This window comes from Pedobacter sp. Leaf132, assembly GCF_920984695.1.
GTDB lineage: Bacteria > Bacteroidota > Bacteroidia > Sphingobacteriales > Sphingobacteriaceae > Pedobacter.
Genome location: NZ_CAKLBO010000006.1, coordinates 199,665 through 222,937, shown reverse-complemented (window position 1 = coordinate 222,937; position 23,273 = coordinate 199,665). Strand labels below are relative to the sequence as shown.

Here is a 23,273-nt window from a genome sequence, read left to right as displayed (position 1 = left end):
GATGAAACATATAAAAAATATATTCCTTTTCTTTCTGATACTAAGCTTTGTATCCTGCAAGAAAGACTTCCTTACGCTAAACCCTCAGGCTGAACTTACAGCAGAACAATTAACTTCTCAGGATGGAGTAGAGGGTTTATTAGTTGGTGCTTATGGTTTACTAAATGGTAATATTAATGGTACCTGGGGCAATTATGCGGCAGCACCAAGTCAATGGCTTATTGGCGAAGTAGCATCTGATAATGCACACAAAGGAAGTAGTGTTGGCGACCAGCCAAACATGAATGCAATTGAGCAACATGCTCCAACAAGTACTAATGATAACCTTTCTTTACTTTACAACAGGTGTTTTGAAGGTGTTCAACGTTGTAATAACACCCTTAAAATTCTGGCTGATTTACAAGCTGGAAAGGGAACTACAAAATTTGCTGATGCTAGAGCTAAGGAAATTCAAGGTGAAGCAAGGTTGCTTAGGGCACACTATTATTTCTTTTTAGTAAGGGTATTTAAGTTGGTGCCTTATGTTACCGAAGCTAATTCGGGCACTTTTGTTCCTAACGATAAGGATATCTATCCAAACATTATCGACGACCTGCAATTTGCTGTAGCAAACCTTAACACCACAAAACCAAAAAATCAAAAAGGAAGAATGGATAAATATGCAGCACAAGCTTATTTAGGTAAGGTTTTACTTTATCAAAAACGCTATGCTGAAGCATATACGCAACTAAATGCGGTAATTCTTGCCAAACCGGATTTAACCACTTTACCTTATAATGATAACTTCGATATTACGAAGGAAGATGGTCCTGAATCTATTGTTGTTGTGGAAAACTCAGTTGGTACTGATGGTACCGGAGGTGAAAATGGAAACGTTGGCGACATGTTAAACTTTCCTTATGGTGGTGCAACGCCAATAAACTGCTGCGGATTTTTCCAACCGACTTTAGATTTAGCAAATTCATTTAAAGTAAATGCAGCAGGACTTCCTTTGTTGGACGGAAGTTATCGTACCAATCCTTACCTATCTGATTTAGGTTTAACAGGTGCTGCGAAAACGAATTATCAGGTAGATAGAACCTTGGCGCTAGATCCACGTATTGAATCAACAATTGGTCGTCGTGGCGTTCCATATCGCGATTGGGGAATTATGGCTGGAGATAGCTGGATTAGAGATGCTAGTAACGGCGGACCATTCGTAGCGGTTAAAAATTCTATCGAAGCTTCTCAAATTGCATCTGGCACTGCACCAGGTTCTACCAACGTTACGGGTTTAAATGTTAACCTTATTCGTTTGGCTGATATTTATTTAATGGCAGCAGAATGTGCAGTTGAAACAAGCGATTTACCAAGGGCATTAGCTTTGGTTAATGCAGTTAGATTACGTGCTGCAAAGATTGTTCCGGCTACAATAAATGGATCTGCCGCTGCGGTTTACAGGGTAAATCCGTACCCGGCTTTTCCAAATGCTGATTATGCCCGCAACGCTGTTCGCTTTGAGAGAAGATTAGAGCTAGCCATGGAAGGTCACCGCTTTTTCGATTTAGTAAGATGGGGTATTGCAAAACAAACTTTAGAAAGTTATTTCACTTTTGAGGGTGGTTATTTCGATTATTTAAAAGGAATTACATTCGAAACGAGAGATGAGCATTTCCCGCTTCCACAAGATCAGATTGACAGAAGTAACGGTACTTTAAAGCAAAGTCCGGGTTATTAATAGGTAATTAACTTAATGTAGAAGGGCAGAAGTATTAATTCTGCCCTTTTTTCATTTAAGTACTTTTAAATACTACTACTTATCTTCCTTAAATTTACTGAAACAAATTAAGGCAATCAGGCACAACACGAAACCCACAATGCCATTAAGGCGTAAGCCATAATCATTACCAGGGTCTTTACCATAAATGGTTAGCATAGCAAAAATGGCTATTCCTAAGGTTTGGCCAAGTTTAACAAACAAATACTTCACCGCAAAAAACATCCCTTCATGGTTTTCTCCGGTTTCTAAAGTATCTTTTTGAGCAATATCTGCTAAAATTGCCGTTGGTAAGATGCCTAAAGCAGCCAATGGAAATGATGCAGAAAGCACCAACAGATAAATTTGAGTTTGTGGCGGTAATGGCAACTTCCCTAAAAAGAAAATCGTTATAAAAATGATGCAGAGTACTGCAAATGCCAGTAACACGAATGGCTTTTTGCCAAATTTCGCCGAACCAAAATTAACTATCGGATAAAATAAAAGCGAAAATAATACCATTGCACCCATAAACTTTCCGCCATCAGATTCTGGCAAACCGAGTAAAACTGTGCAAAAAAACAGCAACCCGCTCGATATTATGCTTAAAGCGGTATAAAAAGCAAAATCAGAGATTAAATAATATTTAAAATTGCCATTTTTAAATGTGCTTACAATAGCAGGCCACAGCGGTATGTGTGTAGGCTTTGCAGTTGAATATTCTTTTTCGTTAATAAAAATTATGGGCAGTAACATTACTATTCCTGATAAAATGCATAAGCCCCAAATAGCAATCTGTACAGCTTCACTTCTGTTGGCTACGCTAAAGTAACTTTCTACCAAATCGGCAAAATTATTTGTACAAGCCGATAAAATTATCCCTATAACGAACCCAACTTGTTGATAACTGGAGAGCTTAACTTTTTGGTTTGGGGTTTGTGTTACTTCTGCTAAAAGTGCGTTATAAGGTATAATATAGGTTGTTACAGAAACAAAGAATAGGCAGAGCATAATTGTTAACCACCACGCATTATGCAAACTTTCTCCTTTTTGTAATGGATAAAAAACTAAAGCGCAAAAAATCATAGCCGGGATAATTGCCCATTTCATAAAAGGCATCCTTCTGCCGTTCGGATTCTGGCTTGCATCACTTCTGGAAGCAATAAATGGGTCGAAAACGGCGTCAACTAATCTGCCAGATGCAGCTATAATGGAAAGAATATTAAAGGCCCCAAATAATACCAACTGTGGTACTAAGGTGGGTAATCCTGCATTACTTGGTGGTAGATAGAAATAGGGTAACATCACAATGATAATGTTTGTCATTGTGCTCCAACCTATCATCCCGGCAGCATAAGCGATTTGTTTACCAAAGGAAAGCGATTTTAGATGCATTTTTATGGTTAGGTGCTTACTCCAATTAGCTATAATAAGTTATTGTTTATAACTTTGAGTTTAGCAAATATACAATTGAATTATCTCTTATTACCATGATGATGTTTAGGAAAATTGTAGTTTTCTTGTATTTAATTTCTTTGTCTGTAGATAGCTTTTGCCAAAAGGCTTTTCCGCAGATAGACCATATGATTGATTCGGCCAAAAAAGTTGTAAATGTTGATTCGAGTAATCTATTATTTACAAAAGCATTAGCACAATCGCAGGCCGCTAATTACCAAGATGGTGTTGCGCAAGCCATACTTTACCAGGCTGTAAACTTTTATAATTCTAACGATTTTGTTAAAACACTCAAGTGGCTTGATAAATGGGAAGCAGTAATCTATAAAACAGAAAACAGCTTTAGAATTTCGCATTATTTAGCCTTAAAGGGAAGTTGTTATGGAGGTTTATTTTATTTCGATAAAAGTAATCAATATCTAAAAGAAGCTTTAATTTATGCTGATAAAATAAAAGATAATGATGAGCATTATAGTAGTTTAGGGCGGATTTATATAATAATGGGTACCAATTTAGAATTAGATTCTAAAAGAAAAAATAATCCTGATTCGGTGCTGTTTTATAAAAAGAAGAGCTATTTAATGCAGCGTAAAATTATCGGCGGTGGCTCTAATAAAGTTGGTTTAATCATTCAGACCATTGCCGTTGGAAATCAATTTTTAGAGATGGGCAGAGAAGATTCTGCTAAACATTATCTTCAAATAGGATTAGGACTAGCAAAACAGTATAACTTCGAAAAGTTTGCTGCTGAGTCTTATATCTCTCTAGGTTCAATTCAATATAAAAGAAAAAATTACGACAGTGCTTTAGTTTACTTCAACAAATTACATGCGGTTGCCTCGGAAACAAAAAATGGCTTATTGGTTAAAGATAGTTATGAATTATTATCAAAAACTTACGAGCAGCTCGGCAGGCAAATTGAGTCCGTTTTATACCTTAAAAAGTATAAAGCCATTTCAGATAGTTTAGCCAGAAAAAATAAATTAGAATCAACAATTCCAGCTGATATGCTTTTGGATGAGCAAGATAAGCAGCATAATAGTAAAGAGCGGAATTATATTTTTATCATCGCATGCTCTATCTGTTTACTCATTTTAGCAATTGTTATCATCCGTTTATTAATTTACAGGCAAAGCCGGATGCTTAAAATCCATAACGGAAGGCTTGAGGAGATGCAAATTAAACTAGAATCTGCACAAAATCCTACTTTAAAAGAACCAATAGATGAAAATGCGCTAAATGCTGTAATCCTTTTGGCGATGAATAACGACCCTGCATTCTTGATAAAATTTAAAGAAATTGACGGCCATTTTATTGAAAAATTAATGACTATCCAGCCAGCTTTTGTAACTTCCGATTTAATAATGTGTGCACAATTACGTCTTGGTTTCTATACTAAAGAGATTGCAAGGTATATGAAAATTTCTGTAAGAGCCGTTGAAAATAGAAAGTATAGAATTAGGAAAAAGCTAGATATTTCATCGAACGAAGACATTAATGTTTGGATGTTAAATCTTTAGTTTGTAGAGATTTAATTGCTTGAGCGTATTTGAGTAGGGCGTGAGTAGATAGTAGTAGTTGATTTTCTTTAAAAGAATTGAACTTTGTGATGAAATCTAACCGTCACAGAAAATGTATTACATCACATCCCATCGATTATTATCGATAGCAATTCAAAGAATTTTCCTGTCAGTAATTTTTTGTTCGTTTATCTATGCTACCAAAGCGCAACCTTTACCTTTTTTCGGCGAAACATCTAATGGCAATTCTATCAGTTTAAGACGAATTTTAGATTGGGGAAAAGAAAACAAATTTAAATTTGATAAGGTCTTCGAAAATTATGGTTCAGAGTTTGATTTTCAGAGATTTCATCCTAACTACCCTTCTTTCCAATTAATTGCTTCTAATTCAAGCTTAGTTTACACTAGAACTAATACCGCGAAAATTAACTGCTTTGAAGATTTTTTTACCCTTGTATTAGATGATTCTGTTTTTCTTTTAATGATTCCCGTGGCCATTACAGCATTTTATTTTCTTCGGAAGAAAGTGTAGAAGCCTACTATTTTTTACGCCTTAAAAAATTGGTTATAAAGTAAATGCATAAAAAACCAACAAAAATATAAAGCCCGTTTAAGGCCGCGTTCGGGTCATCAGCATAAATACTAAAAGCCACAAAAGTATAGGCGGCAATAAAGATAATTGGTAAAACCGGGTATAAGGGTACAGTATAAATGGTCTTTTTATCAAGATGTGCAGTACGCTTTCTTAATATAAAAATTGTTGCCGCAGAACTAGCCATGCTAATGCTTTCCAAGAAAATTGTATAGTTTAAAATCTTATCGAAGGTTTTTGCATAAAAAATTATAATAACCGAAATAAGCGCAAAAACAGTTAAACTCACACTTATCACTTCTGTTCTTTTGTTCATTCGGCTAAACACTTTTGGTAAAGCCCCTTCTTCTCCCATAGCAAACATTGCCCTTGGGTTGCTTAATAAATTTACGTTTACGTAACCCATAACTGAAACAAAAATAATTACCGAAAGCATCTTAAAACCTGCCGGGCCAAATATTTTGGAAGCAAGAATTGCAGCAATACTCTCAGCAGTTTTTAATTGCTCAAAACCAATTACTTTAACGTAAACATAATTCAGCGCCATGTAAAGCGTAACAATTATGGTTAAACCGATGATTATTGAACGTGGTATAACCTTTTTTGCCTCAGTAACTTCGCCACCAAAATTTATAGTTTGGGCATAACCTGCATAAGAGAATGAAACCGCAATTAAACACAAGCCTAATGCTTTACCATAATCTGCCCAACTCGGTAAGCTGTTATTTGTAATTTTAAAAACGGGTGTAATGCTTTGTGTGGTTTCAGCAAAGAAAATGGCGCAGATTAAGATTAAAATTAAACCAATTTTAATAAGTGTTAATACATTTTGGGTTTTAGAGCTTGCTTTTAAGCCTAATAAGTTGATGAAATAAAAAACCAAAATCGTTGTTATTGCTATTGCTACCCGATAGGTTTCATTTTGCATATCGGCAGGCAGAATTATTTTACCCAAATATTCTGCACCTATTATAGAAATTGCCGCTACAGATGCAGCGCTTGAAATTAAAACTATACAATTTATAGCAAAGGCAATTGATGGATGGTATGCTTTTGAAAAGATTTTATAATAACCACCAGTAACAGGTAATCGTGAACCAATTTCGGCATAAGTTAAAGCACCGCAGAAAGCTACAAAACCTCCTATAAACCATGCTAAGTAAAATAATTCTGGAATTTGAGCTTTCGCTGCCACGTTTACGGGCGTACGAAAAATGCCCATACCTATAACCAAACTCACCACTATCATGGATAAATCAAAGAGCGAAAGTTGCTTTTTTTGTTGCATCAAAAAGGGAAATAAAATATGGGTTGAAGATATGAAAATATGGTGGATGTACGATGTACGATGTTTGGGGGATGATGTGAAATGTAGGATGGGGAATTGATTGTAGTTCGTTCATTATCCATTTTACTTTTTACATATCGATTGTTGAAATTACTTTCCTCTGCTTGGAAGATAAATTCTTCTAAAATGCCTATTTTAGCAAAGTTTTTTACCCCGATTGCAAACAACATAATTTATGGCAGAAGTAATTTATAACGACGATAGTATTCGCTCATTAGATTGGAAAGAACACATCAGATTGCGCCCCGGTATGTATATTGGTAAGCTTGGTGATGGTTCTGCACAAGACGATGGAATTTATGTTTTACTTAAGGAAATAGTAGATAACTCTATAGATGAGTTTGTTATGGGTACCGGAAAAACCATCGAAATCACAGTTTCTGAACAAAAGATTAATGTCCGGGATTATGGTCGGGGTATCCCTTTGGGTAAAGTTATCGATTGCGTAAGTAAAATTAATACCGGAGGTAAATACGATAGTAATGCTTTCCAAAAATCTGTTGGTTTAAATGGTGTGGGTACAAAAGCTGTTAATGCTTTATCTACCAGTTTTACAGTACAATCTTATCGTGATGGAAAAACTAAAAAGGTAGAGTTTTCGAAAGGAGAGATTGTAAGCGAACAGCCGGTTATTGATACCACTCAGCGAAATGGTACGGCGATTACTTTTTATCCAGATGAAACTATTTTTAGAAATTACCATTACATACCAGATTTTGTAGAAAGTATGGTTTGGAATTATGTATTTCTGAATACAGGTTTAACCATAAATTTTAATGGTCAGAAGTATTTTTCTGAAAGAGGTCTTTATGATTTGCTTTCTAAATTTAACAAACCTGAAGAGATACGTTATCCAATTATACACATGGTTGGTAACGATATCGAAATTGCAATGACTCATGGTCAGCAGTATGGCGAAGATTACCATTCTTTTGTAAACGGGCAACATACAACACAAGGAGGAACGCATCAGGCAGCTTTTAGGGCTGCAGTAGTTAAAACCGTACGTGAGTTTTTCAAAAAGGAATTTGAAGCATCTGATGTTCGTTCATCAATTATTGCAGCCATTTCAGTTCGTGTTCAAGAGCCCGTTTTCGAATCGCAAACAAAAACCAAGTTAGGTTCTCAAAATATGGGTCCTGATGGGCCATCGGTGGCTACATTTATCAACGATTTTGTTAAAAAAGAATTGGATGATTATCTGCACAAAAACCCTGATGTTGCTGATGCCTTGTTAAAACGCATTAACCAATCCGAAAGAGAACGTAAAGATATTGCCGGCATTAAAAAGCTGGCAAATGATAGAGCAAAAAAAGCATCATTACATAATAAAAAGCTTCGCGATTGTAAGGTACATTTTAACACAACACATGAGAAGCGATATGAAACAACTTTGTTCATTACCGAAGGTGATTCTGCATCTGGCTCAATTACAAAATCTCGAGATGTAGATTGTCAGGCTGTTTTCAGTTTAAAAGGAAAACCCCTAAACTGTTACGAATTAACGAAAAAGGTTGTTTACGAAAATGAAGAATTTAACCTTTTACAGCATGCTTTAAATATTGAAGATGGTTTAGAGGGCTTACATTACAACAATATCGTAATTGCTACTGATGCCGATGTTGATGGTATGCACATCAGATTATTAATGATGACTTTCTTTCTTCAGTTTTTTCCTGATTTGGTAAAAGCAGGACATGTTTACATATTACAAACACCGCTTTTCAGGGTTAGAAATAAAAAAGAAACCATTTACTGTTATAGTGATGAAGAGCGAAAAAATGCAATTCAGAAACTTGGCAATAAACCAGAAATTACTCGTTTTAAAGGTTTGGGTGAAATTTCTCCAGATGAATTTGGTTTGTTTATCGGTAAAGACATCAGGCTTGACCCTGTTATTTTAAAAGACCAAACCATTAAAAGTTTGCTTGAGTATTATATGGGAAAAAATACGCCGGATAGACAGCAACACATTATTAGAAACCTGCGTGTTGAAAAAGATGAAGTAACTGAGGAGCCGAAAATTATTGATGAAGTAGCTTAAATTAAAAACTTGCATTATTGAATTTGTTAGGGTATTTTTGTTAGTACCAAACCATTAAACACATCCCTGTTGTTTGATTGATTTTCCGTGATTTTGACAATTATGTTTCATAATTATTAAAATCAAACCGCTTGAAATCTACCCGAAATTCTGCCACAAAATATTTAATCATAGTGCTTTTAATTTTAGTTGTTTTTGCAATAAGTACAGGCTTGTTCATAAATTTTTCTAAAGTGCCACTATTAAAATCGGTTCATAAAATTGTTCGGGTACAGAATGATTTTACGAAGCTGGATAGCTGTATTTTTAAACTCTACAACGCAGAAAATAGCTGCAGAATGTATGTTGTTAGTGGAAATAAAAAATACTACGATTTATACGTAAGTCAGATAAAGGAAATTACCACAATACTGGATGGCATAGAGAGTGATAATGAAAATGAAAAAGCCAGTCAAACTGATAACTTTAACGCTTTAATTGTACAAAAGGAGTTAAGAACCAATCAATTTATCCACCTAAGGAAGCTTGCAGATAGTCTTATTAATTTCTCTGTTAAGGTGGATGATAGAGTTGATGTGGAAGATCCGAAAGAAAATTTATTTACAACCAGGCAATTTAAAAGCATAGTAACCATTGATACTATAAAGCCAGCAGCTGTAGCCCAAACAAGGAGAAAGCTATTAGGGAGAATCTTTGCTGCAATTGGAAACAAGAAAGCTAAAGCGGTTGATACCTCAAAATCCACCTTGGTTAAAACGGCTATCTCTGCTGATACCTCGTCTGTAAGCATTGCCTATAACAAACTTCAGCTCAAATTAATTAACGATTATTACAAAAAGCTTTATCGTTTAAATAGAAATTTGAAGTATAAGGAATGGGCGCTTCTGGATTTAAACCATCAAATAATTGAAACCATTGTTAAAAATCTGAATCAATATAAGGTTAACGAAAAAACCTATTACGATACTATACAGGAAGATTTAAATGTTAAAACCTTTAAAACCGTAGATAGACTGGATAAATTCACGAAGGTTTTACTCGGATTATCGTTTCTATTGCTAATCTGCATTCTGTATGCAATTTATAGATTATACCGTAAAGAAATTGCACTAATTACTTACAGCAATAAATCAAAACTATATGCCCTTTCTAAAAGTAGGTTTTTAGCAAACATGAGTCACGAAATACGTACGCCGCTTAATTCTATTGTGGGCTTTTCTGAGCAACTAACACAGGTAAACTTGCCTGCAGAGCAAAATGAGCAGGTTTCAGCTATTCGTAAATCATCCGTTATGCTGCTCGATGTTGTTAATGATATTTTAGACTTCTCGAAATATGAAACCGGAAAAGTTAATTTCGAGCAACTCCCATTTTCTCCATTGGTTGCCATTGTTGATGTTTTCGACAGCATGAGGATTCAGGCGGAAAAAAAGAAACTTAATTTTGTAATTGCTGCACCAGCGGATAAGGATATTTATGTGCTTGGCGATTCGCTCAGGTTAAAACAAATTGTAATGAACCTTTTAAGTAATGCAATTAAATTTACGCAAAATGGTAATGTTACATTAAAGGCGGAACTTAAGAAAAAAGATGAAAAAAATGTATTGCTACAAGTTAGCGTTAGCGATACTGGTTCTGGTATAAGTGATGTAGACCAAAAGATTATTTTTGATGAGTTTGCCCAGGCCTATTATTCTTCTACAAAAGAAAAACAGCAAGGAACTGGCTTAGGTTTAGCCATCTGTAAAAAAATTGTTGAGTTTCATGGTGGTCATATTACTTTATCAAGTGAAGAAGGAAAAGGCTCTGTTTTTAGTTTTGAGATTCCTTATCAGTTAACAGATAAATCACTCAACGTTGAAGAAAAATCAGAACTCTCTGCAGAAGAGCTTCAAAGACTTGTTGGGAAAAATATTCTTGTGGCTGATGATAATGTTTTGAACATCCTTTTGGCTACAACAATTCTTAAGAAATACAAGCTAAACTTTGATGCAGCTAAAAACGGCCTGCAGGCATTTGAGCTTTTTAGCGAAAACAATTACGATATTATTTTAACGGATATTCAAATGCCTGAACTTGGAGGCATAGAACTTACCAAACTTATACGTTCTTATAGTAATGAAAGTAAAAGGAGTATTCCTATTTTAGGTGTTACAGCTAATGTAATGCAAGAAGATAGAGCTAAATACCTTGAATCTGGTATGAATGAACTGGTTTTAAAACCATTCCTCGAAAAAGAACTATTAGAGAAAATTTTAAAGTTTGTTTAAAATCTAAATTTAACCTTTTGGTGCATTGATGGTATCTTCAGGATGTTGTGGTGGCAACACATCTACACTCTTCTCTACAATGGTTATTTTGGTAAAAACAGCGTACTTACTTGGGGCAATTCCGCCATCATATTTCTCGGCATAAGCCTGAGTAAATTCGGCACCGAAGTATAAAATTACGGATGTGTAGTAAATCCAGAGTAATATTACAATAATAGAACCTGCGGCACCAAATGCAGAAACAGTAGTTCCTTTTTCTATGTATATACCGATTAAATATTTACCCAGGCTAAAAAGCAAAGCAGTAAATAATGCACCAATAATTGCTGATTTCCATTTGATATTCACATCGGGCAGTACTTTAAATATGATCGTAAATACAGCGGTTACCGCAGCAAGCGTTAAAGCATTATTTAAAATATAGATCAGTAAAGCCATAGTATCGTTGGCTACAGGAATAACCTCATCTATTTCTGTTTGAGATATTAAGGACACTAATTTATCGCCTAGGCCAACAACCAGGCTATTTATAACCAATGATACCAATAGTAAAAAACCCATTGATACAATTAGGGAGAAGGATAATAGCCTATTTGTAAGCATTTTTAACCAGCCTTTTTTAGGCATGGCTTTAACTTTCCAAATCAGGTTTATGCTATCCTGAATTTCGATAAAAATAACAGTAGCTCCGATAATTAGCGTAGTAATACCAATAATTAAACCGATGGTAGATTGACCTGATTTATTGGCATTATCTACAAAGCCTTGTATTTGCGTTGCCGCATCAGGGCCAACTAAATCAGATATTTCATTAAAAAATTTATCTCTGGTTTTCATTGCTTCGCCAAAAAAAAGGGTTGCTGAAGCGAGTATAATTATGATTAAGGGCGTAAGCGAAAAAATGGTGTAATAGGCAAGGGCGGCACTCAATTTCATCACTCTATCTTCTGCAAAACCCTTTCCTGCGGCTACAAGCAAATGATATAATGCAATAAAGAAGCTTTTTATTTTATTGAGTAATTTCATAAATCGATTAAAACGGATATCCGATACCAATATTAAAAATTAAATTCTGTCTGCGCCAATCTTTGTTTCCGAAGGAGATATCATCAAATACCCATCTCTGTCCCTCGGGTAAGTATGGTTTGCGTATTGGAAAGGCAACATCTAAGCGAACTACAAATATAGTGGCATCTACACGTAAGCCTGCACCCGTACCTACAGCTAACTCATTTAATGTGTTTTTTAGTTTAAATTCTGAACCCGGTCTAAGCGGATCTTCTTTTCGCAACCAAACGTTACCAGCATCTACAAATAATGCGCCATATAAAACACTTACCAGTTTAAAACGTAATTCAGAATTAAGCATTAATTTAACATCACCACCTTGGTCTGCAAATAGGGCATTATCCGGAACTTTATATGTTCCCGGGCCTAAGGTTCTGGCTGGAAATGCCCGGATATCATTACTTCCGCCGGCAAAAAACTGTCTGACAAATGGGAGCGAGGTACTATTACCATAGGCATAGCCATAACCAATATTTAATCTGTTTGCCCAGGTTACATTTCTGTTAACTTTATAATAATCCCTTAAATCAGCTTCTAAACGAACAAATTGTGTAAGTGGTGTATTAAACAAAGTTTTCTGACCCAAATTATTTGTTGGTGTAAATAATCCCCAAACATTACCACCGGTTTCAATCCCACCAAAGAAATATGTATTATTTCTTCTGTTAGTTTCCATCTGGTTGGTATAGGTAAAATTGTAGTTGCTACCAATAATAAATTGATTTTCTAGAGTTGCTCTTAGTAATGGATTTTCTGTAAAAAGTCTGGTTCTCGTAGTATCAGATGGGAAACGTGTAGAAATATAACTAAGGGATATAGGATTAAAATTATGCTCTTTGTATAAGTTCTCCTTAAAATTATACCCAAACTCACCTTTAAATGCGTTTAAAGTGTACTCGCCACCTCTATTTAACATCTGATAAGAAAGAGAAGCAATTGTTTTTGGTATAAATGCAGTAGTACTATTTGGTTTGTAAAACGGAACAATAAACCTTGGGAAGGTTAATTTTCCTTCTGCTGTTAGCGATAATGAATTTCTACCTAAAGATGTTCCTCGTGTTTGCGTTTCAAAACCTCCGCTAACGCTTACATCCAATTGTTCTGCACCTCTAAAAAGGTTTCTGGTGGTTTGCGTAACCTTAACTTCAGAGCCTACAAAGTTGTTAGATTTACTGGTTCCGGTAACTGAAAAAGTTAAAGAGTTTTTCTTTAAAGGCGTTAGATAAATATTTAAATCTAATTGATTGTTTTTGAAACTATCCACAGGTAAAAACTCAGCTCTTACATCCTGAAAGGCATTTATATTAACCATTCTATTTAAAGATTGGTTATGATCTCTACGGTTGTATAATTCGCCTTTCTGAAAGAAAACTAAACGATCAAATAACCTTGGTTTAAAGGTGTTCCTATCATCATAAATATTAAAATCGTGGTATTGTAAGGGTTGCAATTTCCTTAAGGCAGAGTCTCTCCTTAAAGTATAATTTGGATATATGTTGATGTTTTTGATTGTATAAGGTTTTACACCTGCATCCGGTGCAATATCTTTAACCTTAACCGTTACATTCACCAGGTTTTTACCTATTGTACTATCAACCTGCATTATTAGGTAATCCGGGCTGAAATAAAAATAACCGTTTTCCTTTAAATCGTTATCAATTCTAATTCGCTCGTTTTTATAAACATCCAAGTCATAATAATCGCCAACTTTTAAAAGCGTTTTTTCTTTATTCTGGTTGATGATTCTGGTTAAAACTCCTGAATCTGGCGGGAAATTTACCTTATTTATTTTATATCTATTACCTGTAACTGCAGTGTAAATGGCTTTAGCTTTTTTATCTTTTACTACAGTATCTCCGGTAACCGAAGCTTGCAGATAACCTTCGCTAATCAAATAACTTGTTAAAACATCGTTGTTATATTTTAACTTAACCTCACTTAAAAGTACAGGTGGCTCACCTTGTTTTCGTAACCAGTTTTTAAAACCTTTTGGTTTTTTGGGTTCGCCTGCAAGATTATAAATGCCAAGTTTATATTTTATACCAAGTATAGATTTATTTGGACGAGGACGGGTTTTGCTCTCCAAATCTGCTTTAACCTGTTTTTCGTCTTCTATTTTTCCAGCAGAATCAGGATTAATTTTAACCTCGGCACCAGTATATAATGCTTGCCCGGGTTTTAAAGATTTTGTACTACTACAACCCGCATAAACTAAACAGGCCAATAAAAATAAAAGCGGTCTAGTTAGTTTTCTCATCTTGTGCTTTCTGTTCAATGTTTCTAGTTCTTCTTACTCGTTTCTTTTGAAATATCTCTTTAAATTTATTGTAGTCTACAACCAGGGTAAAACCTAAGCCGGTTTCAATAATCTGACCTTGTACAATAACATCGTTCTGGTTTCTTCTGTAAGCTCTTAAGCGGTATCTTCCATCAGCCGATAAAGCATATTCTACGTTAACGTTTCCTGCTATATCGGTCGATTTTTCTCCGGGTGCCTGTGGTCCTTCCAATGCAAAAGAGCTTCCAACCGAAACCGTTAATCTATCATTCAATAATTTTTTTGATAAACCAACTTCTAAATCTGTTTTTTGCTGTAAAGAACCAGTTGAGTAATCTTCTGATGAATTCACACCAAAATTTAAATCAACACCTTGTATCAAATCAGATGTTAAGTTATTTAATTGCTCTGTTAACAACTTGCTTACACTTGAGCGTGCAAGTGTAGAAACACCGCCACCGCCGCCGGCTAAACTTTGGAACGGGTTACTGGCAATAAATCTGTTTAGAGCTAATAAAGCAAAAACTTGTTTGTTTAACTCACTCTCATCACGGTTAACGTTAATTAATTTGGTGTAAACCTGTCCACCGAGTGCATTACGTTCATTTTCTGGTAAATCTATTTTAAAAGAAATGGTAGGTTTCAGTAATTCGCCTTTCATCATTAAATAAACCTGAAATGGCAATTTGGTTTTAGCTTCGTAAAGATCTGGCTGATTCAACAAATCGATTGGCGCTGCATTTACTTCGTATAACGCACTCAAATTGACGTTTGCAGTTGTTGGTTCACCAGTCCAGTTTATTGTACTACCTTTTACTAATCTAAATGCTTTTTTCCCTAACGGACCAACAGATAGGTTGTATGAACCATCTATAATTTCATAACGACCTGTTAAACTAACTTTGCCGCTTGGGTCTATGGTTGCATTCAGGTTAGCATCGCCTTTAACGTTTAAAGCATCACCATTTGATGGATCTACAACCACATTAAGTTCAGCCTCCGGGTCTACAATAATATTTGCGACCAGATTGATGCCCTTAATTGGAGATTTACTTAGGCTATCTACTTTTAAAGCCCTTTGTCCGTTAAACGGTGGCGCATCTGCATCAATAAACTGAACAATACCTTCCTGATCTATTATGGCTGGGTCGTTTGCAGGCAATGCAAAAAAGAATTTAGTTCCTTTATTTACAGTTACCTTCATATTTACATCTGGTTGGTTTAAATCGCCACGAACTTTTATGTTACTGGTTAAAAACACAGTTCCGTAAATCATTTCATTATCTGCAGAAGTAGAATTTAATGCCCTGAAATTATTGGTGCGAATATCTAAACCGAAACGGTAGCTTTTGTAATCTTTTGTGTAAACCTTGCCATTAATGGTTGCTTTTTGGTTTAAAGAATCTATCAATGTAAAGTTATTGAAACTGATGCCTTCATTCGTAAACGATATTTTCTCATTTGGCATTCTGAAATAAGAATTTACATAAGCAACATTTATTCCTGCATTGTTAAAAGTTAAATCACCCAAAATTCTTGGAGCAGTTAAAGCGCCTTTAACTGTAAGCGCACCAGTTAAGGTTCCGGTTCCATTTTTTAGCTGACCTTGGGATAAACTCTCAATGTTTTTCATCTCGATTTTATCGATATTAACTGTTAAATCTAATGCACTTTGCGGAGCAGTGTAATAAAAACCATTTACCCTTAAATCATGCACACCACTTAAAGCAACATTTACTTCAAATGCATTTTGAGTATTATTATTAACCGCAACACGTAAAGTACCAAGTTGATCTTTTTGATAGCGTAATTGATCAATAGTTAGGTTTGCTTCAAATTTTGGTGTACTTGCCAAATCTTTAACATTTGCAGTGCCATTTAATCTACCTCCAACCAAAGTCGTGTCTGTTTCAGCAAACTTGGTCAAAGTTTCCAATTGAAAATCTTTAAACTCAACATTTAAAGGCGCATTAGGTTGCGTTGGGTTACTATTTATAGATAGCGATTGACCGCTGTTGCTAATTTGAAATTGGTTAACCAAAATACCTGAAGCACCAAATTGGATATAATTATCTTGCGAAACCATCCATTTTTGGTAATCTAAAAGAAGCTTTTGCGGGTCTAAACTAAATTTAAAATCTTTATTTATCGATTGGAAATTTCCACCAATAACGTATTTGTTTTTTAATTGTCTGTCTCTAAGAAAAATATTTACACCTAAGATGTTATTAGCAGCATCGCCACTAACTTCTGTATTAAATAACGAAACAGAAGGGCTTTGAAGGCGCTTTACTGTTAAGCCATAATCCAGTTTATTATTTTGATTGTTGATGTTTAAAACCGTTGTATCAACTTTAAAATCGCCGTAAACTACTTGAGGAAAATTACCTTTTATTTGCAAACTATCCTTTTGAGTATCAATTAAGCCGTAAAACTGCGAGGTTTTGAAAACAGTTAGTTCTGGTACAAACTGTTTTAGTAATTTAGAATCGTAAACCTGCACAAAGAAACGCATGCGTTGATCTGGTATTTTGGTCACTTCTCCAAAAGCATAGTATTTGTTAATTTGGTTTATTATAGCGTTTCCAATCTTTGTAAGTTGATATTTTCCATCAATTTTAGCAGATAAGATTTCAGATTTTAAACTCAATGCATTTTCTGTAGCAGTTGATTTTGCAACAAGTGAAATGGTATCTACATTAATTTTTTGAGCTTCTTTAACCAATTGTAAGCTCGTAATATTAACAGTTCCGTTTAAGTAATCAGCATCCGCAGTTTGTAAATCAACCTTAACAATTCCGGCCGCACTAAGCAAAGTCGGACTGAAATTTAACGCCTGAAGATTAACTTGTTTAAGGTCTAAATTTGCTTTAATGGCTGGATATTTTCCTGCCATATTTACTCTAGCATCTAAGTTAAAATTGGCATTGCTATCGGGCATGTTACTTTTAATGTTGATGTTTTGGTTGGCGTAAGTTCCGGCTAAACTTAAATTGCGGTAGGTGTATTTATTGTAGTAGGCACTTAAAACTTTTGCATTAAACTTTGCATTTATTTTTTTAGGGTCTAGACCCGTTCCCGCAACATTTGCTTTAACTGTAACGCGGCCAAGCTTGGGTTGCATTTTCAGTAATCTGCCAACATTAAAATTGTTTAGACTAACATCTGCTTTGTAACTCTCTCGTCCTTTCGGGCCATTCATTCCGGCAATTACAACTGCAGCACCCATATCCGTTTGGATATTCATGTTGGTGTTAAAATCAGTCATCGAGCCTTTAAAATCACCTTTTGCGTTAATAACGTTTGGCAACTCAATTGATGGTGGAAGTGATTTTTTCGGTACGGCAACTAAAATATCGCTTTTTGTAACGTAAAGTTTTTTAATATTTAAATCGAGGAAGGTTTTGTTAATATCGGGTAAACCTTTAGCCGTTCCACTAATATCAATTTGAGTGTTTTTTAAGCCGCTAATTTGCAACCTCGGAATGTTAAGATTATTTAAATATCCGTTAACCTCAGCGTTCAGTTTAATCTTTTCGTTACGATAATTTGCCGGGATGGCATCACTAAAATATCCGGCATCTTTTAAACCAATTGTAGTGTTTTTAAATGCAAGGGTTAATTTAACCTTTTCAGGATGTTTCGTTAAATCATCCATTGAAGTGAAATTTAATTCAGTAGCATTTTCTATAGTAGTACTCGGCGTTTTTAAAACAAAATTGCTTAATTTAATTTGTTTGTCGTTATAAATTGCATCTCCTTTTAATTCGTTTAAGGCAAAGCCGCTTTTCTCTTTTAACGATCCATTTTTAACTTTAGCCGTAATCCCAGCTGCACTGTAATTTACATCGCTTGCGCCAAAATTTAACCCCGAAATTAGTAAATGGTTAAAATCCATGCCCTTTGCAGCAGGTTTTGCAGCCAGATTGTCAAATTGAATATTGTTCTCAGCAAGGCTGATGTTTTTTATAATCAATCCTAATGGAGATTTCTCCGGAACAACCGTGTCTTTTACCTTCTTCAAATCGTTACTTGGAGCAGGTTTAAATGCGAAAAGTATATTGGATTTGTTTAATCTAGCATCATCAACAGTATATTTGCTATTGGTTAAATCAACTTTGAGGTTCACTAAACCCAAATCATTTACATCAGCAACTGCTTTCGTTGTAGATATTTGGTCGTCATAACTCACTTTAACATTCGAGAATGCAAAATTCTCCACTTCTATTAACGGAAGTTTGCCTATTTCTTTTTCAGCACTATCAACACTATTTGTAACATGCTGTACGAGTTTAACAAGTGGTTTTTGCTGCAGATATTTAAGCGAGGTATTATTAAGTGTTAAATCTTTAATTACATAATGCTGATTAGCTAAGTCGAAGGTTTTAAGCTTAGTTTTAAAAGCGCCTAAATATAATTTTACATCATTTCCGGCAACATCATCGCGGTAGGTTAAGCCAATATCTTCGAAAGAAACTTTATCAACAGAAAATTTGAGCGTTGAAGTGGTGTCTTTATCAACTTTCTCTTCGGGCTTTTTCTGGTCGCTCATAAAAGCATCTACCAAAAAAGAAAAGTTAAAAGTAGTATCCGGACTTATGCGTTTTACATTTGCCCGTATGTTTTTTAGTTCAATATTGTTAATCTCAACCGTATTATCCAAAAGCTTAAAAAGGCTAATGTCTACAGCTAATTTTTCTGCATAAAGTAAGGTGTCTTTGTTTCTATCTTCTATGTAAAACTTGTTTAAAACAACATCTTTAGGTAGTGCAATTTTTATGCTTTCTAAGCTAACTTCTGTTTTGGTTTTGCCTTTAAGGTAGTTTATAGCCTTACCTTTTACAAAATTTTGTACTGCCGGAATGTTTAAAGAAAGGGCAATTGCAACAACAAGAATTATAATTGATGCAATAAACCATAATATTATTTTGAGTCCTTTACGTACGTATCTATTCAAAGCTGAGATTGTTTGGTGTTTGTGAATTGCTAAAAACGTGCCACCAAATTTAATTTCGGGGCACAATTTATAATTAATACAAAAAATAGCTTAAATTGTTCGCCCGTTGTAAAAATTTAACACAATGGTTTTGTAATCACTTTAAAATGAAATCAATTAATTTAAATATAACTTTTGAGCAATATGCTTGCGTAGAAGAATTAAGCAAAAGCGACCAAGAACTTTGTAGCTTATCTAAGCAAGCCCTCGATTCTTCATATTCTCCATATTCTAAATTTAAAGTTGGCACAGCAATACGTTTAACAGGAGGTAAAATAGTTTTAGGCAGTAACCAGGAAAATTTGGCTTATCCTTCGGGTTTATGTGCCGAACGTGTGGCGCTTTTTTCTATAGGTTCAACATATCCTGATGCAGTAATTGAGAGTATGGCTATTACGGCTCAAACAGAAGCATTTGAAATTGTAAAACCGGTAACTTCCTGTGGCGGTTGCTTGCAGGTTATGGCAGAATTTGAGCGTAAACAGAACTCGCCAATTGCAGTAATTTTTTATTGCCTAAATGGCGAAGTGTTAAAAGTACATAGCGTTAAAGATTTACTGCCTTTTGGTTTTGTTGAAGATAGATTAGGCTCAAAAGCTTAATTTTTGGAAATGTACGGTTTAAGGTTTTTCGGTAACTGCAGTCCTGCTAACACTTCAAGTCCTCGCTCATGCTTCGCTGTGGGCTTTTCGCTTATATCAGGTTTATAAATTCAGGCAATTGCTTTTGGGTGGGAGTTTAGCCATGAGCATTACCTTTTGTAATTAAACCCGATTGAAGTGAAAATCCTTTTTATTGCATTGTTCCATAATTAAACGCTCATTCTGAGGTACGAAGAATATGCTTCATGGTTTGCAGATCCTTCGTACCTCAGATTGACAGGAAGTTAAAAAGATTGTAACGGAAAGCGGGAGCAGAGCAACCCATTAGCATAAAACCTGCTTTACAAATCTTTATTACCAAAATGTATCTCATAAATGTGAATAACCTATTTAGAGGTGTGCAATCATTTTCATTATATTTACGGCTGCCAATTTCTGTAAATAAATGAGTGAAGAATTAGAGCCTAAATTAAACGAAGAACATAAACATACGATTACGCCAATTAACGGTTTATACGAAAATTGGTTTCTTGATTACGCATCTTATGTAATTCTGGATAGGGCGGTTCCGCACATTAATGATGGTTTAAAGCCCGTACAGCGACGCATTATGCATTCACTTAAGGAAATGGACGATGGACGTTTTAATAAGGCTGCAAATGTAATCGGTAATACGATGAAGTACCATCCGCATGGCGATGCATCTATTGGCGATGCAATGGTGCAGATTGGTCAGAAAGATTTATTGATTGATATGCAAGGTAACTGGGGCGACCCGGTTACTGGAGATAGTGCTGCAGCACCCCGTTACATCGAAGCCCGTTTATCGAAATTTGCCAACGAGGTTGTTTTTAATCCGGATACTACAGCATGGCAGCTTAGTTATGATGGCCGTAACAACGAACCCATAACACTTCCTGTTAAATTTCCTCTATTATTGGCTCAAGGTGCCGAAGGTATTGCAGTGGGTTTGGCAACTAAGGTAATGCCGCATAATTTTATAGAATTAATTGATGCCTCGATTGAATCGTTAAAAGGTGTGCGTCCGAATATTTTTCCTGATTTTTTTACAGGAGGAATGGCCGACTTCTCAAATTATAACGAAGGGCAGCGAGGTGGCAGGATTCGTGTTCGGGCAAAAATTACCGAAAAAGATAAGAAAACTTTAGTAATTACTGAAGTGCCTTTTAGTACCACAACAGGTTCTGTAATTGATAGTATTTTATCTGCCAATGATAAGGGAAAAATTAAAATCAAAAAGATTGAAGATAACACCGCGGCCAATGTAGAAATTGTAGTGCATTTAGCGCCTGGTATTTCGCCGGATGTAACCATTGATGCACTTTATGCTTTTACGGCTTGCGAGGTTTCAATTTCTCCAAATACTTGTATAATTAATAACGATAAGCCACACTTTATGAGTGTGAACGATATCTTAATTGAAAATACAAAACATACCAAAAGCTTATTAAAACAAGAACTGGAAATTCGTTTGCACGAATTACAAGAGAAAATTTTCTTTAGTTCATTGTTAAAAATATTTATTCAGGAGGGAATGTATAAAAATCCTGAATATGAAAACGCTGCAAATTTTGATACCGTTGTTGAGGTTTTACATTTATTGTTCGAGCCATTTAAGCCTTCACTTTACCGCGAAATTTTACCAGAGGATTTTAAGAAGCTAATCGATAAACCGATGAGTAGCATTACCCGTTTTGATGTGAAAAAGGCCGATGAGCAAATGAAAAACCTTGAAGATGAAATTAAGGTTGTAAAAAACCATTTGAAACATCTTACTGATTATGCTATTGCCTGGTTTCAAAAGTTAAAAGATAAATACGGAAAAGGCAGAGAACGTAAAACCGAAATTAGGTTATTTGATAGGGTTGAGGCAGCGAAAGTTGCACTTGCAAATATTAAATTATACATGAACCGGGAAGATGGTTTTATTGGTTCGGGTTTACGCAAGGATGAATTTGTTGCAGATTGCTCTGATATTGATGAAATTATAGTTTTCCGTGAGGATGGGAAATGTATAATTACTAAAGTGGCCGATAAAACTTTTGTGGGCAAAGGTATTATCCATGCCCAGGTTTTTAAGAAAAACGACGAGCGAACTGTTTACAACATGATTTATAAAGATGGTTCGAGTGGAACATCTTATATAAAACGTTTTGCGGTAGTTGGCGTAACACGAGATAAAGAATACGATTTAACTAAAGGCTCAAAAGGGTCGAAGGTTTTATATTTTACTGCCAATCCAAATGGCGAAGCTGAGGTTGTGAACGTTGCCTTAAAACCGCATTCAAAACTTCGTAAGCTACAATTCGATCAGGATTTTGCAGAAGTTGCCATAAAAGGTCGTGGTTCGCAAGGAAATATTATTTCTAAATATCCGGTTAAAAAAATCATACTTAAAAGTAAAGGTGTTTCTACCTTATCAGGATTAAAAATTTGGTATGATGATTTACTAAAGCGCTTGAATGTTGATGGAAGAGGCAAATATTTGGGTGAATTTGATGGTGATGATAAAATCCTTCAGGTACATAAAGAGGGATATTACGAGTTAAGTTCGTTTGAATTAAGCAACCATTTCGATGATGGCTTAATCTTGATAGAAAAATTTAATGCTGAAAAGGTTTTCGCTGCTGTACATTTTGATGGCAAAGCACAAAATTATTTTGTAAAGCGTTTTGTTTTTGAATCGCAGTCTGTAGGTAAAAAAGTACCTTTTATAAGCGAGGAGCCAAAATCAAGATTGTTGTTTTTAACATCCAATCCGCTTTCTAAAATTATTGTTGAAGTTTTAAAAGGGAAAACCCAAATTCCTGAAACTTTAGATTTATTGCTGGCAGATTTGATTGATGTTAAAGGTTTAAAGGCAAACGGAAATCGTTTATCGCCGCACGATGTTCAAAAAGTGGTTTTGGATGAACCAGCAACTGAAACTGAGCAGTCTGACGATGATCAGGAAGATGAAGGCGGTGAACCGACTGATGAGCAAACAGATGAAATTGAAATTGCTGAAGAAATAATAGTTGTGGATGTTAAAACCGAAGAAGTAGGCGAATCTACCGAAGCAACACCACCACCTGTGAAACCAAAGTTTGAGCGTAAAGTTGAGCCGGAGCTTAAGGAAGAAAAACCGGTTAAAGTAGAGCCGGTTATAGAAAAACCTGTAGAAACGATAAAACCTGAGCCGGTAAAACCTGAAATTTCTAAAGCTGAAGAGAAACCAAAACCAGTAGAAAAGCCTGCAAAGAAAGTAGATTTCGAAATCACTAACCCAAACGATATTGAGATTGATGATAAAGGACAATTGGGATTGTTTTAAATAATTAATTAGATATCGTTTTAAAACCTAT

The 23,273-nt window shown here is 35.1% G+C and carries 12 protein-coding genes; 7 read left to right on the top strand and 5 right to left on the bottom strand.

Annotated elements, in window-relative coordinates; all coding sequences use genetic code 11:
• Position 1 precedes the first annotated feature (1 nt).
• Positions 2 to 1,717, top strand: a complete 1,716-nt coding sequence (locus tag LUA86_RS13200) for a RagB/SusD family nutrient uptake outer membrane protein (RefSeq protein ID WP_231463463.1) — start codon at positions 2 to 4, stop codon at positions 1,715 to 1,717.
• A 75-nt stretch (positions 1,718 to 1,792) separates the two neighbouring features.
• Here the strand turns inward: LUA86_RS13200 and LUA86_RS13195 are convergent, their stop codons facing one another.
• Positions 1,793 to 3,130 (bottom strand): MFS transporter, encoded by a 1,338-nt coding sequence (locus tag LUA86_RS13195; protein ID WP_231463461.1) that lies wholly within the window; start codon positions 3,128 to 3,130, stop codon positions 1,793 to 1,795.
• A gap of 95 nt (positions 3,131 to 3,225) precedes the next feature.
• Between LUA86_RS13195 and LUA86_RS13190 the strand changes: the two genes are divergently transcribed.
• Positions 3,226 to 4,710, top strand: coding sequence for a tetratricopeptide repeat protein (locus LUA86_RS13190; protein ID WP_231463459.1), 1,485 nt, complete (start codon positions 3,226 to 3,228; stop codon positions 4,708 to 4,710).
• A 112-nt stretch (positions 4,711 to 4,822) separates the two neighbouring features.
• The gene (locus LUA86_RS13185; protein WP_231463457.1) at positions 4,823 to 5,242 is read left to right on the top strand and encodes a hypothetical protein; all 420 of its coding nucleotides are present in this window, start codon (positions 4,823 to 4,825) and stop codon (positions 5,240 to 5,242) included.
• A 7-nt stretch (positions 5,243 to 5,249) separates the two neighbouring features.
• On the opposite strand, the gene LUA86_RS13180 is transcribed toward LUA86_RS13185, so the two are convergent.
• Positions 5,250 to 6,590: an APC family permease gene (locus tag LUA86_RS13180; RefSeq protein ID WP_231463455.1), complete on the bottom strand. Its 1,341-nt coding sequence runs from the start codon at positions 6,588 to 6,590 to the stop codon at positions 5,250 to 5,252.
• A gap of 235 nt (positions 6,591 to 6,825) precedes the next feature.
• On the opposite strand from LUA86_RS13180, the gene LUA86_RS13175 reads away from it, so the two are divergent.
• Both LUA86_RS13175 and LUA86_RS13170 read left to right on the top strand, forming a co-directional pair.
• Entirely contained in the window at positions 6,826 to 8,694 is a 1,869-nt protein-coding gene (locus tag LUA86_RS13175; RefSeq protein ID WP_231463453.1) for a DNA topoisomerase IV subunit B, read from the top strand.
• A gap of 131 nt (positions 8,695 to 8,825) precedes the next feature.
• Positions 8,826 to 10,964 (top strand): ATP-binding protein, encoded by a 2,139-nt coding sequence (locus tag LUA86_RS13170; protein ID WP_231463451.1) that lies wholly within the window; start codon positions 8,826 to 8,828, stop codon positions 10,962 to 10,964.
• 9 nt (positions 10,965 to 10,973) lie between these two features.
• On the opposite strand, the gene LUA86_RS13165 is transcribed toward LUA86_RS13170, so the two are convergent.
• From LUA86_RS13165 to LUA86_RS13155, 3 genes are read right to left on the bottom strand one after another with little or no spacing between them, the layout of a single operon-like run.
• Entirely contained in the window at positions 10,974 to 11,990 is a 1,017-nt protein-coding gene (locus LUA86_RS13165; RefSeq protein ID WP_231463449.1) for a YihY/virulence factor BrkB family protein, read from the bottom strand.
• Between the two features lie 7 nt (positions 11,991 to 11,997).
• Entirely contained in the window at positions 11,998 to 14,289 is a 2,292-nt protein-coding gene (locus LUA86_RS13160) for a BamA/TamA family outer membrane protein (protein WP_231463447.1), read from the bottom strand.
• Entirely contained in the window at positions 14,273 to 19,267 is a 4,995-nt protein-coding gene (locus LUA86_RS13155) for a translocation/assembly module TamB (protein ID WP_231463444.1), read from the bottom strand. The genes LUA86_RS13160 and LUA86_RS13155 overlap by 17 nt, the downstream gene beginning before the upstream one ends.
• Positions 19,268 to 19,413: 146 nt before the next feature.
• Between LUA86_RS13155 and LUA86_RS13150 the strand changes: the two genes are divergently transcribed.
• Both LUA86_RS13150 and LUA86_RS13145 read left to right on the top strand, forming a co-directional pair.
• Complete coding sequence (locus LUA86_RS13150; protein WP_231463442.1) at positions 19,414 to 19,908, top strand: cytidine deaminase; 495 nt, start codon at positions 19,414 to 19,416, stop codon at positions 19,906 to 19,908.
• 445 nt (positions 19,909 to 20,353) lie between these two features.
• Positions 20,354 to 23,242, top strand: a complete 2,889-nt coding sequence (locus LUA86_RS13145) for a DNA gyrase/topoisomerase IV subunit A (protein WP_231463440.1) — start codon at positions 20,354 to 20,356, stop codon at positions 23,240 to 23,242.
• The last annotated feature ends 31 nt before the right edge of the window (positions 23,243 to 23,273 follow it).